We start from the raw sequence: 12,697 nt of genomic DNA, 5'->3' as shown, positions 1-12,697 counted from the left end.
TTAAAACCTAGGCCGCCCTCTCTTCAGTGGAGGCGACGCCCGGATTTGAACCGGGGAATAAAGGATTTGCAGTCCTCCGCCTTAGCCACTTGGCTACGTCGCCATATAAAATTGGTGCCGGAGACCGGAATCGAACCGGTACGGTGATATTATCACCGCAGGATTTTAAGTCCTGTGCGTCTGCCAGTTCCGCCACTCCGGCATAACTGCCTCTTGTTGCGCATTACCTAGTTTATCAAATGCACAGCTTGTAGTCAAGTAACAAATTATGCCTTTAATTTTTTTCGGCAGATTAAAAAACTACCACAGTTGGGTAGTATTTATTAGTGGAGCGGAAGACGGGATTCGAACCCGCGGCCCTCGCCTTGGCAAGGCGATGCTCTACCACTGAGCTACTTCCGCAAGTTACCGGTGCCTTTTGATGGTGCCACGGGCCGGAATCGAACCAGCGACACGCGGATTTTCAGTCCGCTGCTCTACCAACTGAGCTACCGTGGCTTTAAAGATGGCGGAGCTGACGGGACTTGAACCCGCGATCTCCGGCTTGACAGGCCGGCATGTTAACCACTACACCACAGCTCCATAGGTGCCATAGCGTTTCGCTGACATAGTCTAGTATACAAAAACACACAGGGAATGTCAATTGGTAAATTGCACAATTTATCAGGGCCATGGTGCAAGCTTGGCCGGGGCGGTGTTTGCCGGCCAAAGCCCGGGCCCAGGGAACCGGTTGTGGGCTGCCCTGCCGGCAGCTGCCTGTGCCCCGGTCCTTTTAAGGGGAAAACTGTAAAATTACCTCCCGCACCAGTTTAGCCGCCAGCAGGGCGGTCCGTTCTGATTGGTCGTATACCGGGCTTACTTCCACCAGGTCAAAGCCCACTAAGTTTACGCCCTTTAACAGGTGTACCGCCTGCAGTATCTCCCGGGCAGTGCAGCCGCCGGGTTCCGGTGTTCCTGTTCCCGGTGCAAAGGCCGGATCCACCACATCGATATCCAGGGTCACATAAACCGGCCGTCCCTGCAGCTGCCCCACCACCTTTTCTAAAGGCTCCAGCACTTGATCAACAAACATATTGGTGTTTTGCTTGGCATAGGTAAATTCCTCTTTGGTGCCGGAGCGGATGCCAAATTGATACACCCTGCTGCCGCCGATAAGATCCGCCGCCCTGCGAATTACCGTGGCGTGGGAATGGCGCTCACCCAGGTAGTCTTCCCGCAAGTCCGCATGGGCATCGAAATGCAGCAAAACTAAATCTTGATGGATTTTGGCCACCTGCTCTATGGCCGGCAAACTGACCAGATGTTCGCCCCCCAGCAGGAGGGGAATTTTCTTGTCCTCTACTATTTGGGCCACCGCTTCTCCGATGCGGCGCAGGCTTTCACTTACGTGTCCGATAGGTAAGACCACATCGCCGGCATCGTAATAGCGGCAGTTGGCCAGGTCCTTATCCAGATAAAGGCTGTATTCTTCCAAGCCGTAAGAAACCGACCGGATTTGCCGGGGGCCCTGCCTGGTGCCCGGCCGGAAACTGGTGGTAAAGTCCATGGGGGCACCCAGCAGCACCATTGTCGCTTCATTGTAGTTTGTTGTACTGCCCATAAAGTCGTTACATTTTTCCACCTGCGGTAGCATTTAATTGCCCCCTTACTTCTTTATTATATCTTGAACAAAGGGCGGCAGGACAAAGGCTGCCTTATGAACCTGCGGTGTGTAGTAACGGGTTGGATAGCCGGGGAAATTACTTTCCACAAAATCCAGGGGATCGTGTTTTTTAGAACCCATGGTAAAGGTCCACATACCGCCGGGGTAGGAAGGAATAAAGGCCAGCATTAGCCGGGTGATGGGAAAAATGCTTGCTATATCCTTATACACCCTGCCGATCAGTTCCTTATTGAACCAGGGGGATTCCGTTTGGGCTACAAAAATTCCGTCATCGGTAAGGGAATTATAAATGTTTTGGTAAAAGTCTTTGGCAAAAAGACCCACCGCCGGCCCGATTGGGTCGGGAGAGTCCACACATATTACATCATAGGTGTTTTTATGCTGCTGTACGTGCTTTACACCGTCTTCATAACGCACCTCCACCCTGGGGTCGTCCAGGCCGGAACTGATCTCCGGCAGGTAGCGGCGGGCGTTTTCCACCACCCGGGCATCTATTTCCACCAGGGTTGCCTTTTCAATGGTGGGATACTTAATGATTTCCCGAATTGACCCACCGTCCCCGCCACCGATTACCAATGCTTTTTTGGGATTGCCATGGGTGTTTAGGGCCGGGTGGGTAATCATTTCATGGTAGACAAATTCATCTTTTATGGTGGTTTGAATAATGCCGTCTAAAAATAAGACCCGACCAAACTCAAAGGTATCCACCAGGGCCAAGTGCTGAAAAGGTGTTTGCTCTGTATGTAAGGTCCGGATAGCTTGCAGGCTTATGCGCATGGTGGGAGTTTGGTCTTCGGTGGCCCACAGGTTAAAAACAGACTTTTCTTTTTGATCGAACAATTTAATATCCTCCTTATTATCTCATGGCAGCCTATGCCTGCCCTTGGGGTATAGAAGGGGGCCCGTTAAGTTCGAGCCCCGTAAATTAATACCAAAGCGGTACCGCAGCCAGGCAGCAACCTACCTTTTCTACCGTATGTTCCACTGCGGCAATCTTCATATCTACCAATTTCATACCCCGAACTTGAAAAGCTTCTTGCAGCATTTTTTCAATGGCCTTACTGGCCTCTTCCCGGGTACACTTGCCGGAAAACTCCATAATAACACCAAAGGTGTCTTCCGAAATACCTACTCCCACTGCAGCAGAAATGGTTTCACCAGGAACTTCGCTCACGATAGAGCCATAAGCGGTGGGCACCAGTGAACCCGGTGGCAATTCCAAGTCAGGATCAAATTCTGCGCCGGGGGGCAAAATACTGCTGACACGCAAGAGGTTAACATTTCCTATTCTGGCCTTTAGCAAAGCATTATCAAAGGCATTTAAACAGCTGTGGCCTTCTGCGGCGGCTGCAGTTACAAAAAATTTTTTTGGTGTAGGCAGCATGGTAAAACCCCTCTCTTTACCCATTATTTTTTTAAACAAGCAATATTATATCAGATGCTGTGAAAAAATAAACTGTTTTTTATTCAGGAATACTTTAACCTAAAATGTGGCATTATAAAGTGCGATAGTTGATTTTTAAAATTCCCATAAAGGAGGTTTAATATGAGCAAAACAGTGGTGGGTATGTTCCCAAACCGCCAAGAAGCCGAAAGGGCCGTTGAGGAATTGCGCAGCCAGGGTTTTGAACGGGAAATTTCCGTCCTTGCTAAGGAAGAAGAGGGGGGCGGTGGCGGCGGTACCCAAATGCGGGGTGACGGCGTCGGCGACGGGGTTGCCACCGGCGGTGTCCTTGGCGGTATTGCCGGTTTAGCTGCCGGTGCAGGTGCCCTTGCCATACCCGGCATTGGCCCCCTATTGGCAGTGGGCCCCATAGCCGGAATGCTGTCCGGGGCTGCGGCCGGCGGTGTGGCCGGTGGATTGGTTGACTTCGGCATCCCCGAAGAGGAAGGCCGCAGATATGAGGAAAAAATTAAACAGGGCCACACCATGGTGGCAGTTCAGACCAGTGATTCCCGGATCAACCAGGCTGCCGAAACAATGCGCAGACACCGGGGCCAGGATGTGAAGGTTCACTAGGAAGACAAGGTCCGAGGCATTTGCCTCGGACCTTTTTTGGCCCAGTGCCGCTGAAGCCGTGAATTTACGGTGCCTTGTTTAGTTTTTCCTCTAAAATGCTTTTAAAAACCAAGGCATCCTCTGCCTGGCGGCCCCTGGATTCACATATTATTGTGGGTGCCAGTTTCCTCTCAATGATTAGCTCTGCCAAGGGGGCAAAAGGCGGCCCAAACTCCCCTTGCAGGGTGGTGTGGTGTTTCTTTTCCCCTGCCTCTGTGAATTCAATGGGACTAAAATGAATGTGCAAGTTTTTAACGGCCTCTTCCCCCAGCGCAGCACTGATCTTATCCAGGATTTGGGCAAAGGCTTCCTTTGTTGTTAGGCTGCCCTGGCTGATGGCGTGCAGGTGACCAAAGTCTACGCAGGGCACCACCTTTTCTGCCACAGTGCACAGATCCAAGACCTCATCCAAGGAGCCCAACTGGTTGACTTTACCCATGGTTTCCGGGGCCAGCTTAATGTGGCCCCAGCCTTCATGGGCCGCCTCCTTAACTATTTCAGCAAAAAAGGCCTTAGCCCTTTTATATACTGCTGCCCGGTCTTTACCGCTGCCGCTTCCGGGATGCAGCACCACCGTGCTGGCCCCCATCCAATGGGCAGCCTGCAGGGATTTAAAAATATGGGCCTTGGTGCGCCTTTTGATTTCCGGATCTTGGCTGCTTAGGTTTATGTAGTAGGGGGCGTGAATGCTCAGGGCAACCTTATTTGCCCGGGCGCTTTCACCCAGTTTGCGGGCAAAGTCTTCCTTGATGCGCACCCCCCGGGAGCATTGATATTCATAGGCATTTAACCCCTGGGCGGCCAACCATGCCGGCATGGCCTGGGAACTTTTATTGCCCTGCCGGTAAAAACTGTCGGGATTTCCGGCAGAACCAAATTTGATATTCATTGCTTACCTCCCTCATTAATAACTAATTCTATCTCATTGGGTTAAAAATAATAAGGTTTTTTGTAATCTTTTTGATGTGGGCAGGAAAAGTAAATATTTGGAAGAAACCTTATGGGGCAAGGGGGGATGTTTTCTTGATTATAAAGAAATGGCTCTTGCAGTTATCTGTATTAATTGCTTTTCTTTTTCTTGTTTTTTCCTTGGAGCAAAGGGGAGTGGTGAGCACCTTGGGCCCCCCGGCGGATAATGGCCAGGAGTTAAGGGTGGTTACAGGTCAAAAATGGCTGACGCTGGATCCCGCTGCCGCCGGCGACCCGGGTTCTGCCTACATCATTAACAATATATATGAGGGTTTGGTCAGATATAAGCCCGGTGGTTTAGAGCCGGAACCTGCCCTGGCCACCGGCTGGCAGGTGGAGGACGAAGGCAGGCAGTGGATTTTTCAGCTGCGCCGGGGTGTAAAATTCCATGACGGCAGCCCCTTTGACGCCAGGGCGGTGAAGTTTTCAGTGGACCGGGTGATGGCTGAAAAGGCTAAGGCCCCCTATTCGGAAATGGTCTTTGGCATGGTGGACAAGGTAGAGGTGCTGGATGACTACACTGTGAAGTTTGTATTAAAGCAGCCCTATGGGCCCTTTTTACATAACTTAGCCATGCCCTGGGCGGCACCCATTGTCAGCCCCACCGCAGTAAAGGAATCCGGTGCTGACTTTGGCCGTCAGCCGGCGGGCACCGGCCCATTTAAGCTGGATAAATGGCAGGAAAACACTTTGGTATTAACAGCCAATGAAGACTACTGGCAAAAGCCGCCCCGGCTTAAGCGGGTGGTCTTTGTCTACCAAGCGGATGAAGAGGCCAGGCTTAAAAGCTTAGCCGCCGGTGAAGCCGACCTTGCCGATAATATCTGCCATCGATACAACAACTGGGCACAAGAGCAAAACTTAAAGGTGGTGCAGCAGACCGGGCTTTCTATTAACTACCTGGGCTATTACACCAATAAAGAACCCTTTTCTTCAGCCCGCATCCGCCGGGCGGTGACCATGGCCATTGACCGGGATAAATTGGTTAATGAGGTATACGGCAGTGCCATGCCCAAAGGTGACAGTTATATTCCGCCCAATGTAATGGGTCATGATGAAGCTGCAAAGCAATACCCCTACAATATTGCTGAAAGTAAAAGGCTGCTGTCGCAAAACGGCTACCCCAAGGGCATGTCTTTAACCCTAATCACCTACCGGGGCCCCCGGCCCTATAACCCGGCCGGCGGTGAACAGCTGGCCCTTGCGGTGAAAGAACAACTGGAGGCTGCAAATATAAGGGTTGAGGTGAAGTCTTACCCCTGGGAGGAGTACCAGGAAGCCTTGCGGCGGCAGGAGGGGGACTGCTTTTTGTATGGCTGGGTAGGTGACAAGGGCGACCCTGACAATTTTTTGTATACCCTGTTAACCTCTCCCCAGATAGAGCGGGGGCTTAATTTGACCAGGTACCAAAACGCCCAAATAGATAGGGTATTGGCCGGCGCCCAGCAGCTCAATGACCCCCAACTGCGCCAGCGTTTGTATCACACTGCCCAACAAACCCTTTTACAAGAAAGTCCCTTGGTTTTATTTAATTACGGTATAGATAACGCTGTTATTAGATCTAATATAGAAGGTTTCAAAATGCAACCGGTGGGTGGATACTATCTCTATTATGTAAATAAAAGCTAGTATTGCCATGATATGGCACTTATATCCTTTATTGTACAACACATACTATTGTTAGGCTTATTGCCAATAGTATAAAACTTAGGGAGGTAGTATCCAATGCAAAATCAACAGCAAATACAGCAGCTTCAGCAACAACTCAATTCGCTGCGCCAAGAGTTGAACACCATTGCCCAAACCGCAAGCCAACTTTCCCAGACAGAGCAAGGCAATCAACAGCAGCTAATGCAGATGGGCCAAACCGAGGGCAGTGCCTGTCAAAAGTTGCAGCAAATCAGCCAAATGTGCCAGCAGGCAAACCAAAGCTTAAATCACCTTGTTAATCAAGCCCAATTGCTGTCCTCTCAGCCTTACAGCCAATATGGTCAAATGGGCATCAGTCCACAGTTTAGCCAGCAGCAGCCCTTCAGTCAGCAGTATAATCTAATGGGCATGGGCCAGCAATACGGACAACAGCAGCCCTTCCGCCAGTATAACCAGTACGGCATGGGACAGCAGTCCGGTCAATTAGCCACCGGCCAGTACGGCAGTACCGGCTACGGCCTGCAGTTCGGTCAACAGCAACAGCCCTTCAGCCAGTACAGTCAGTATGGCATGGGCCAGCAACAGCCCTTCAGTCAATATAATCAAATGGGCATGGGCCAGCAATACGGACAACAGCAGCCCTACCGCCAGTATAGCCAGTACGGCATGGGACAACAGTCCGGTCAGTTTGGCACCAACCAATACGGCAGTACCGGCTACGGCCTCCAGTTTGGACAAAACCGTTAAAGAAGGCAAGTATCATCCCAGGGCTCCCCAAGGGCCCTGTTTTATTTTGCTTTGTTTCAACACTTACCATCAAATTAAGTTGCCTTTAGACAATTGATACCCCTTAACAAATTTTTCCTAAAATATTATAATTATTGTAAAATAATTACAGTGGATAGGTGCTAAGGGGGGAAATTATTTGGCCAAGGTTTTACGGGAAGGTGCTGCCTACAACCAAAGGGATGTCATTGAAGTGCTGTCAGAATTCTCTTCCTTTAAAGACAAGGTGGAGAAAAAGTTTAAGGACGTTTCAAAGGAGTTAGACGGCAAGCCCAACGAGCATGAATTATGGGTTAGCCTGTATTTAATTTCCTGTGATTATGCAGAGGATGTCTATAACAAGCGGCAAAAACAAAGCGATTTAACAGTGCAAAAAATATCTTAACTAAAAGGGGCGGACCCGGCGGTCCGCCCCTTTTAGTTAAGAATTGGCATGATTCTTATCGTAATCTTCATCATAAAAAGCCAATCCAATTACCCCCGGCCCGGTGTGAACTGCTATTACCGGGCCGATTTGGTCAAACCTTACTATATCAATGTTGGGTAAGTTTAATTTATCTACCATTTCCTTGGCTTCTTGCAGGGCATTGCCGTGGAGTAAGGCCAGTTTCACCCTTCTTTCGGCAGCGTATTCCTTAGCTATTTCTACCATGGCAGCCAAGGAGCGCCTGCGCCCCCGCACATTTTGGTAGGTGTAATATTTACCTTCGTCATTTACACTGACTATGGGTTTGACATTTAGTATTTCACCGATTCGGCCCTTTACGTACCCTATGCGGCCGCCTTTAATGAGATATTCCAGCGTTTCCGGAACAAAGAATAATTTTATCTCCTCTTTCAGTTTGCTAATCTTCTGCATCACTTCTTTTAGGCCCATACCTGCCTGCACCAGGCGGCTGGCCTCCAGGACAATTAAACCGGAGCCAATGGATATTGTTTTTGAGTCCACCGCTTCAACATTTATCAGGTCTTTTAATTGCTGGCCCACAGCCTTAACCATTTGGTAGGTTCCGCTTAAGCCGCTGGAAATATGGATAGAAATTATATCAGTATAGCCTTGGTCGGCCAGTTTTCTATATAAATTTTCAACCTCCCCAGGAGAAGGCATTGAAGTTTTAGGTATTTCCTTTGCAAAACCGGCAAATACATCCTCCGGTTTAATTTCCAATCTGTCAATATACTGCCTGTCCTTATACACCACTTTCAGTGAAAGCAGTTTAATATCGTTATCCTTAATTTGTTCATCGCTTAAGTCACAGGTGCTGTCGGTGACAACAGCTATTTTTCTGCCGGTATTACTCAATTACCCCATCCCCCTTTGTTATCCAACACTATTTCGTCATTAATCAGTTATTTCCTGCATCAAAATGGAAGTGGACCTAAACATTGTGGATGCCGGATATAATAGTAATTTTTATATGGTTTGTGCGTACTAATGATATTAATATTAACTAATTTTCTGACAAAGGGGGATAATCATGGAAAAGGAGCTTACTCTTTCAGTGATCAAGGCCGATGTGGGCGGGTTTGTGGGACATTCCGGCGTCCACCCGGACCTGTTGGACACCGCCAAGGCCATGCTCCATGGACGCCGGGAATTAATTGATTATCATGTAACACATGTGGGTGACGACCTTAATTTAATTATGACCCACCAATTGGGGAGAAACTCAGGGGAAATTCACAAGCTTGCCTGGGACACCTTTATTGCCTGTACCGATACCGCCCGCAAGTTAAAGCTCTATGGTGCCGGGCAAGATTTACTGACCGATGCCTTTTCCGGCAACATCAAGGGGCTGGGCCCCGGTGTTGCTGAAATGCAGTTTAAGGAACGCAAGAGCGAACCGGTAATTATTTTTATGGCCGACAAAACTGAGCCCGGAGCCTGGAATTTACCCTTATACAAAATATTTGCTGACCCCTTTAACACCATTGGGCTGGTTATAGACCCCAATATGCACGACGGCTTTTTATTTGAAGTAAGGGATTTAATCAAAAATCGCAAGGTTACCTTTGCTGCGCCGGAAGAGATTTATGATATGCTGGTCTTCATAGGGGCCCCGGGGCGGTATTGCATTAAACGGGTCTTTCATAAAAAAACCGGTGAAATTGCCGCCTCATCCAGCACCCAGCGTTTAAATATAATGGCCGGCCGCTATGTGGGTAAAGACGATCCGGTGCTAATTGTGCGCTGCCAGAGCGGTTTGCCGGCAGTGGGCGAGGTTCTGGAGCCCTTTGCCAATCCCCATCTGGTGTCCGGCTGGATGAGAGGATCCCATAGCGGCCCACTGATGCCGGTGGGATTAGGGCAGTGTGCCCCCACCCGCTTTGACGGTCCGCCCCGGGTGGTGGCCTTAGGTTTTCAGGTGGCAGAGGGTAAGCTGCACGGCCCACAGGATTTCTTTGCCGATGTGGCCTTCGACCGGGCCAGGGCCAAGGCCAATCAAATGGCAGATTACCTGCGCCGGTTAGGCCCCTTTGAACCCCACCGCCTGCATTTGGATGAAATGGAGTACACCACCCTGCCCCAGGTAAGTAAAAAATTAAAGGAGCGGTTTGTGGATTTAAGAAAGTAAGGGCGGGCGGGCATGAAAGCCCGCCCCCACAAAAAACAAGCCCCAGGCGCTGGGCAGTGCCCCTAGCCCTGCCTTTGGGCCAGTTTTTTTAGGTCTATGCCCCGCAGTTTCAGCCAATGGGCACTGCTTCCGGTCACTATCACCGGCACCTGCTGTAGACAGGCTATGGTTTTGCAGCCTGACATGAGCATGATTTTTTTCAGGCCCCTGATCAGCTCTTCCAAGTGCCTGTTTAAAGCCTCTTTTCCCTCATTTATCAGCGTCTCTAAAAAGGGCCTTGATATGCCAACCAGGTCTGCCCCCAGGGCCAGTGACTTGGCAAGGTCGTGGGCGGTGCGCAGGCCGCCGGAGGCAGTGATATGGATTGGTAAATTTAAGCTTTTTGCTTCCACTAAACTGATAACCGTTGATATTCCCCAGTTGCTTACTCCCTCCAACTTGGCCCTTTCCTTTGAAGTCCGACTTTCTTCAATGGAAATAAAGTTTGTACCGCCCCTGCCGCTGATATCAACCATTTTTACCCCGGCCCTATACAGTTTTGCCACCGTCTCCTTGGACATGCCAAAGCCCACTTCTTTAACTATCACCGGTACAGTTAATTGCTGGGCCACCTCAGAAATTGCCGCCAGCACCCCCTTAAAGTCACGATCCCCCTCGGCCATGGCCAGTTCCTGGGGTACATTCACATGCAGCTGAATGGCATCGGCCTGTACCATTTGCACTGCTTTTTTAGCCTCTAAGGGGGTGCACCCGGCATTTAAGTTGGCAATGACCACCCCGTGGGGGTTTTCCCGCCGCACAACTTTAAAGGTATCAATAACTGTTTCATCCTCCAGGGCTGCCCGCTGGGAGCCCAGGGCCATGGCTATCCCGGCTTTTCTGGCGGCCTCGGCCAGGCTGCCGTTAATATGCTCCAGGTCGGGATGGCCGCCGGTCATGGCATTAATGATCAGGGGAGCGGATAAGCTTTTGTTCAGAAAGACAGAGCCGGTGTCAAGGTCGGCCCAGTTTAATTCCGGTATTGAATTGTGCAAAATAAAAATATCTGCAAAACCGGCCATGGGTATGTCGGGTTCCTTAAGTGCGTGGTTAATATGGTCAATCTTCCGCAACTGCCGCAACAAAAACACCCGCCTTTTCAATTTCTCTGGTACATTTTATCCTTTACTGACTGAATTTGACAAGCTTTGGGAAAGATAATTTAGATTAATGGGCTTGTTTAATATATTTCTTGCCGGTGGAGGAAAAAGTGGATAATGTAACCCATGCACTGACCGGGCTGGCCCTGGGGGCCTTGGCCACAGGCATTTCGGTGGCCCCGGGGGACAGCCACACAGCCAATGCTGTAATTTGGGCAGCGGCGGCAGCATCCCAGGCCCCCGATGCCGACCTTATAGTTAGATTTGTCAAGGGAAAAACCTCTTATTTAAAATATCATCGCACCCTTAGCCACACCTTGCCGGGCTTACTGCTTAGCTCCGCAGCAATTACTTTCTTATTTACCCTTATCTTTCCCCAGGCGTCCTGGCCCTTGGTATTTTTGTGGTCTTTCATCAGTGCAGCGGCACATGTGCTGATGGACTTAACCACCAGCTATGGCACCCAGGCCCTGTGGCCCCTTTCCAAACGGAAAATAGCCTGGGATTGGGTGATGATAATTGACCCGGTTATTTTATCGGTGCTGAGCCTTGGTGTGCTGGCCTGGTACCAAAAGCTATTTCCCACAGGCCTATTATTTGCTGTGGTATTTGGCCTCATAATAGCCTATACCGCCCTTAGGGCAATGATACACGCTGTGCTGCTGCACAGGCTGCAGCGCCGGTACCCCCAGGCTGGGGCCTACAGTGTTGTTCCCACCTTGGGGATAAATTTTTGGCACTGTGTGGTGGAAAAGCGGCTGCCCCAGGGGGGCAAAAAAATTTTGGTGGGCCATATCAGCACCGCCGGCCGGGTGGTTGTGGAAAGGGAATTTATCGTCAACCCGCCCCGGTATATTATGGACTCCTTAAAAAAGAGTGAGCTGGCCCAGCAGTTTATCAGCTTTGCCAGGCATTTGGCCGTGTGGATCAATAAGAAAGCAGACGGTTATGAAATTGTATTGGGAGATTTAAGGTACAGGCATAGACAGCAATATCCCTTTGCCGCCTATATTAAATTAAGCAATAACTTAGAGGTATTGGATGAAGATTTGCGTTATTCAAATAAAAAGCTGACCAAGGCAGTTATAGCCCAGGAGATAAAAAGAAAACTGCCCGGGCCAAGCTTAAAGGGCGGGCAAAAACGGCAGCGGTAAGCTGCCCTTTTTAATTGTCAGTTATTTTTCAGTGGCAAGCTGTCATATAGATTAACACAGGGTATATTTTGGTAAATGCGGAAAGGAGTGCATACAAAAATGAGAAAACATAAAACCATCACCATCAGCCTGCCCGGTGATTTGTTAGATTATTTGGACGGGCGCATCAGGCAAATCAACCGGGAAACCTTTGAGGAAACCAACCGCAGCAAATATATAAGGTTGCTTATACGTAAAGATGCGGCCGGGCTTGATCCTGCCGCTGAATCCCCGGGGGCTTTGCTTAAAAAACCCTCTCAAACCTCCCCTGCACCCGATGATAATGAAATGGATTACTACTCTTCCCTTTTGCAGCTGGGAGGGTATAAACGGTAGTGCTGACAGTTAAAACCTGCGGCGGCAGGCATTTTATCATTCTAAAAAAACCACCGTAAACATATATTTTAATAAGCAACAAGGAGGTGGTTCAATAGGAAAAACAAAGGGGCTGTAGACAGCAAGTAAATGGTGTTGTAAGTTTATAAGGCTATAAGTATCTTTTTAGATGTTTTATTTATGACCGCATCGTAAATTCATTCAGAGGGCCACTCCCCATGGGGTGGCCCTTACCTTTGTGAGAATTTTGAAAAAAAGACTAAATTAAGTAAAAAAGAAGGTAATTAGAGTACAGGTGTATAATTTTTATATGTACCAGAAGGAGG

Annotated in this window: 13 protein-coding genes and 5 tRNA genes; 7 read left to right on the top strand and 11 right to left on the bottom strand. The window is 49.4% G+C overall.

Annotated elements, in window-relative coordinates:
- Nucleotides 1-27 precede the first annotated feature (27 nt).
- The 8 genes from BR02_RS0113680 to BR02_RS0113640 all read right to left on the bottom strand — a co-directional run bounded on the left by BR02_RS0113680 (nucleotide 28) and on the right by BR02_RS0113640 (nucleotide 3,047).
- Nucleotides 28-103: transfer RNA gene (locus BR02_RS0113680), tRNA-Cys, on the bottom strand.
- Between the two features lie 9 nt (nucleotides 104-112).
- A tRNA-Leu gene (locus BR02_RS0113675) sits at nucleotides 113-202 on the bottom strand.
- 125 nt (nucleotides 203-327) lie between these two features.
- Nucleotides 328-402: transfer RNA gene (locus BR02_RS0113670), tRNA-Gly, on the bottom strand.
- Nucleotides 403-422: 20 nt separating this feature from the next.
- Nucleotides 423-498: transfer RNA gene (locus tag BR02_RS0113665), tRNA-Phe, on the bottom strand.
- Nucleotides 499-506: 8 nt separating this feature from the next.
- Nucleotides 507-582 (bottom strand) — tRNA-Asp (locus BR02_RS0113660).
- A 190-nt stretch (nucleotides 583-772) separates the two neighbouring features.
- Nucleotides 773-1,633: an agmatinase gene (gene speB, locus BR02_RS0113650; protein WP_031518004.1), complete on the bottom strand. Its 861-nt coding sequence runs from the start codon at nucleotides 1,631-1,633 to the stop codon at nucleotides 773-775.
- 12 nt (nucleotides 1,634-1,645) lie between these two features.
- Nucleotides 1,646-2,503, bottom strand: a complete 858-nt coding sequence (gene speE, locus BR02_RS0113645; protein ID WP_274377139.1) for a polyamine aminopropyltransferase — start codon at nucleotides 2,501-2,503, stop codon at nucleotides 1,646-1,648.
- Nucleotides 2,504-2,588: 85 nt separating this feature from the next.
- On the bottom strand, nucleotides 2,589-3,047 hold the full coding sequence (locus BR02_RS0113640; protein ID WP_031518000.1) for a pyruvoyl-dependent arginine decarboxylase: 459 nt from the start codon (nucleotides 3,045-3,047) through the stop codon (nucleotides 2,589-2,591).
- A 162-nt stretch (nucleotides 3,048-3,209) separates the two neighbouring features.
- Between BR02_RS0113640 and BR02_RS0113630 the strand changes: the two genes are divergently transcribed.
- The gene (locus BR02_RS0113630) at nucleotides 3,210-3,683 is read left to right on the top strand and encodes a DUF1269 domain-containing protein (protein ID WP_031517998.1); all 474 of its coding nucleotides are present in this window, start codon (nucleotides 3,210-3,212) and stop codon (nucleotides 3,681-3,683) included.
- A 64-nt stretch (nucleotides 3,684-3,747) separates the two neighbouring features.
- Here the strand turns inward: BR02_RS0113630 and BR02_RS0113625 are convergent, their stop codons facing one another.
- On the bottom strand, nucleotides 3,748-4,611 hold the full coding sequence (locus BR02_RS0113625; protein ID WP_031517996.1) for a TIM barrel protein: 864 nt from the start codon (nucleotides 4,609-4,611) through the stop codon (nucleotides 3,748-3,750).
- A gap of 134 nt (nucleotides 4,612-4,745) precedes the next feature.
- Between BR02_RS0113625 and BR02_RS0113620 the strand changes: the two genes are divergently transcribed.
- The 3 genes from BR02_RS0113620 (at nucleotide 4,746) to BR02_RS0113610 (ending at nucleotide 7,512) form a co-directional block, all read left to right on the top strand.
- On the top strand, nucleotides 4,746-6,320 hold the full coding sequence (locus BR02_RS0113620) for an ABC transporter substrate-binding protein (RefSeq protein ID WP_034639679.1): 1,575 nt from the start codon (nucleotides 4,746-4,748) through the stop codon (nucleotides 6,318-6,320).
- Between the two features lie 96 nt (nucleotides 6,321-6,416).
- Nucleotides 6,417-7,088, top strand: a complete 672-nt coding sequence (locus tag BR02_RS14970) for a hypothetical protein (protein ID WP_051688336.1) — start codon at nucleotides 6,417-6,419, stop codon at nucleotides 7,086-7,088.
- A 178-nt stretch (nucleotides 7,089-7,266) separates the two neighbouring features.
- Nucleotides 7,267-7,512 (top strand): hypothetical protein, encoded by a 246-nt coding sequence (locus BR02_RS0113610; protein WP_031517990.1) that lies wholly within the window; start codon nucleotides 7,267-7,269, stop codon nucleotides 7,510-7,512.
- Between the two features lie 36 nt (nucleotides 7,513-7,548).
- Here BR02_RS0113610 and BR02_RS0113605 read toward each other — a convergent pair whose 3' ends face one another.
- Nucleotides 7,549-8,430, bottom strand: coding sequence for a DegV family protein (locus BR02_RS0113605; protein ID WP_034639677.1), 882 nt, complete (start codon nucleotides 8,428-8,430; stop codon nucleotides 7,549-7,551).
- Nucleotides 8,431-8,605: 175 nt separating this feature from the next.
- Here BR02_RS0113605 and fbp point away from each other — a divergent pair, with 175 nt between their 5' ends.
- A complete protein-coding gene (gene fbp, locus BR02_RS0113600) occupies nucleotides 8,606-9,703 on the top strand; it encodes a fructose-1,6-bisphosphate aldolase/phosphatase (RefSeq protein WP_031517986.1) in 1,098 nt (365 codons plus the stop codon).
- Nucleotides 9,704-9,765: 62 nt separating this feature from the next.
- Here the strand turns inward: fbp and fni are convergent, their stop codons facing one another.
- On the bottom strand, nucleotides 9,766-10,824 hold the full coding sequence (gene fni / locus BR02_RS0113595) for a type 2 isopentenyl-diphosphate Delta-isomerase (RefSeq protein WP_031517984.1): 1,059 nt from the start codon (nucleotides 10,822-10,824) through the stop codon (nucleotides 9,766-9,768).
- A 128-nt stretch (nucleotides 10,825-10,952) separates the two neighbouring features.
- Between fni and BR02_RS0113590 the strand changes: the two genes are divergently transcribed.
- Together BR02_RS0113590 and BR02_RS0113585 are read left to right on the top strand one after the other, a co-directional pair.
- Nucleotides 10,953-11,996, top strand: coding sequence for a metal-dependent hydrolase (locus BR02_RS0113590; RefSeq protein WP_031517982.1), 1,044 nt, complete (start codon nucleotides 10,953-10,955; stop codon nucleotides 11,994-11,996).
- A gap of 99 nt (nucleotides 11,997-12,095) precedes the next feature.
- On the top strand, nucleotides 12,096-12,371 hold the full coding sequence (locus tag BR02_RS0113585; RefSeq protein ID WP_031517980.1) for a ribbon-helix-helix domain-containing protein: 276 nt from the start codon (nucleotides 12,096-12,098) through the stop codon (nucleotides 12,369-12,371).
- The last annotated feature ends 326 nt before the right edge of the window (nucleotides 12,372-12,697 follow it).

The sequence above is a fragment of the Desulfofalx alkaliphila DSM 12257 genome, assembly GCF_000711975.1.
GTDB lineage: Bacteria > Bacillota > Desulfotomaculia > Desulfotomaculales > Desulfohalotomaculaceae > Desulfofalx > Desulfofalx alkaliphila.
The sequence above is the reverse complement of the archived record's forward strand: the minus strand, read 5'-3'. Positions and strand labels throughout refer to the sequence as shown.

Bases quoted from the DNA above. Each gene is read 5' to 3' on its own strand.
- speB (WP_031518004.1), bottom strand. From the start codon at position 1,633: ATGCTACCGCAGGTGGAAAAATGTAACGACTTTATGGGCAGTACAACA.
- BR02_RS0113640 (WP_031518000.1), bottom strand. From the start codon at position 3,047: ATGCTGCCTACACCAAAAAAATTTTTTGTAACTGCAGCCGCCGCAGAA.
- BR02_RS0113630 (WP_031517998.1), top strand. From the start codon at position 3,210: ATGAGCAAAACAGTGGTGGGTATGTTCCCAAACCGCCAAGAAGCCGAA.
- BR02_RS0113625 (WP_031517996.1), bottom strand. From the start codon at position 4,611: ATGAATATCAAATTTGGTTCTGCCGGAAATCCCGACAGTTTTTACCGG.
- BR02_RS14970 (WP_051688336.1), top strand. From the start codon at position 6,417: ATGCAAAATCAACAGCAAATACAGCAGCTTCAGCAACAACTCAATTCG.
- fbp (WP_031517986.1), top strand. From the start codon at position 8,606: ATGGAAAAGGAGCTTACTCTTTCAGTGATCAAGGCCGATGTGGGCGGG.
- BR02_RS0113585 (WP_031517980.1), top strand. From the start codon at position 12,096: ATGAGAAAACATAAAACCATCACCATCAGCCTGCCCGGTGATTTGTTA.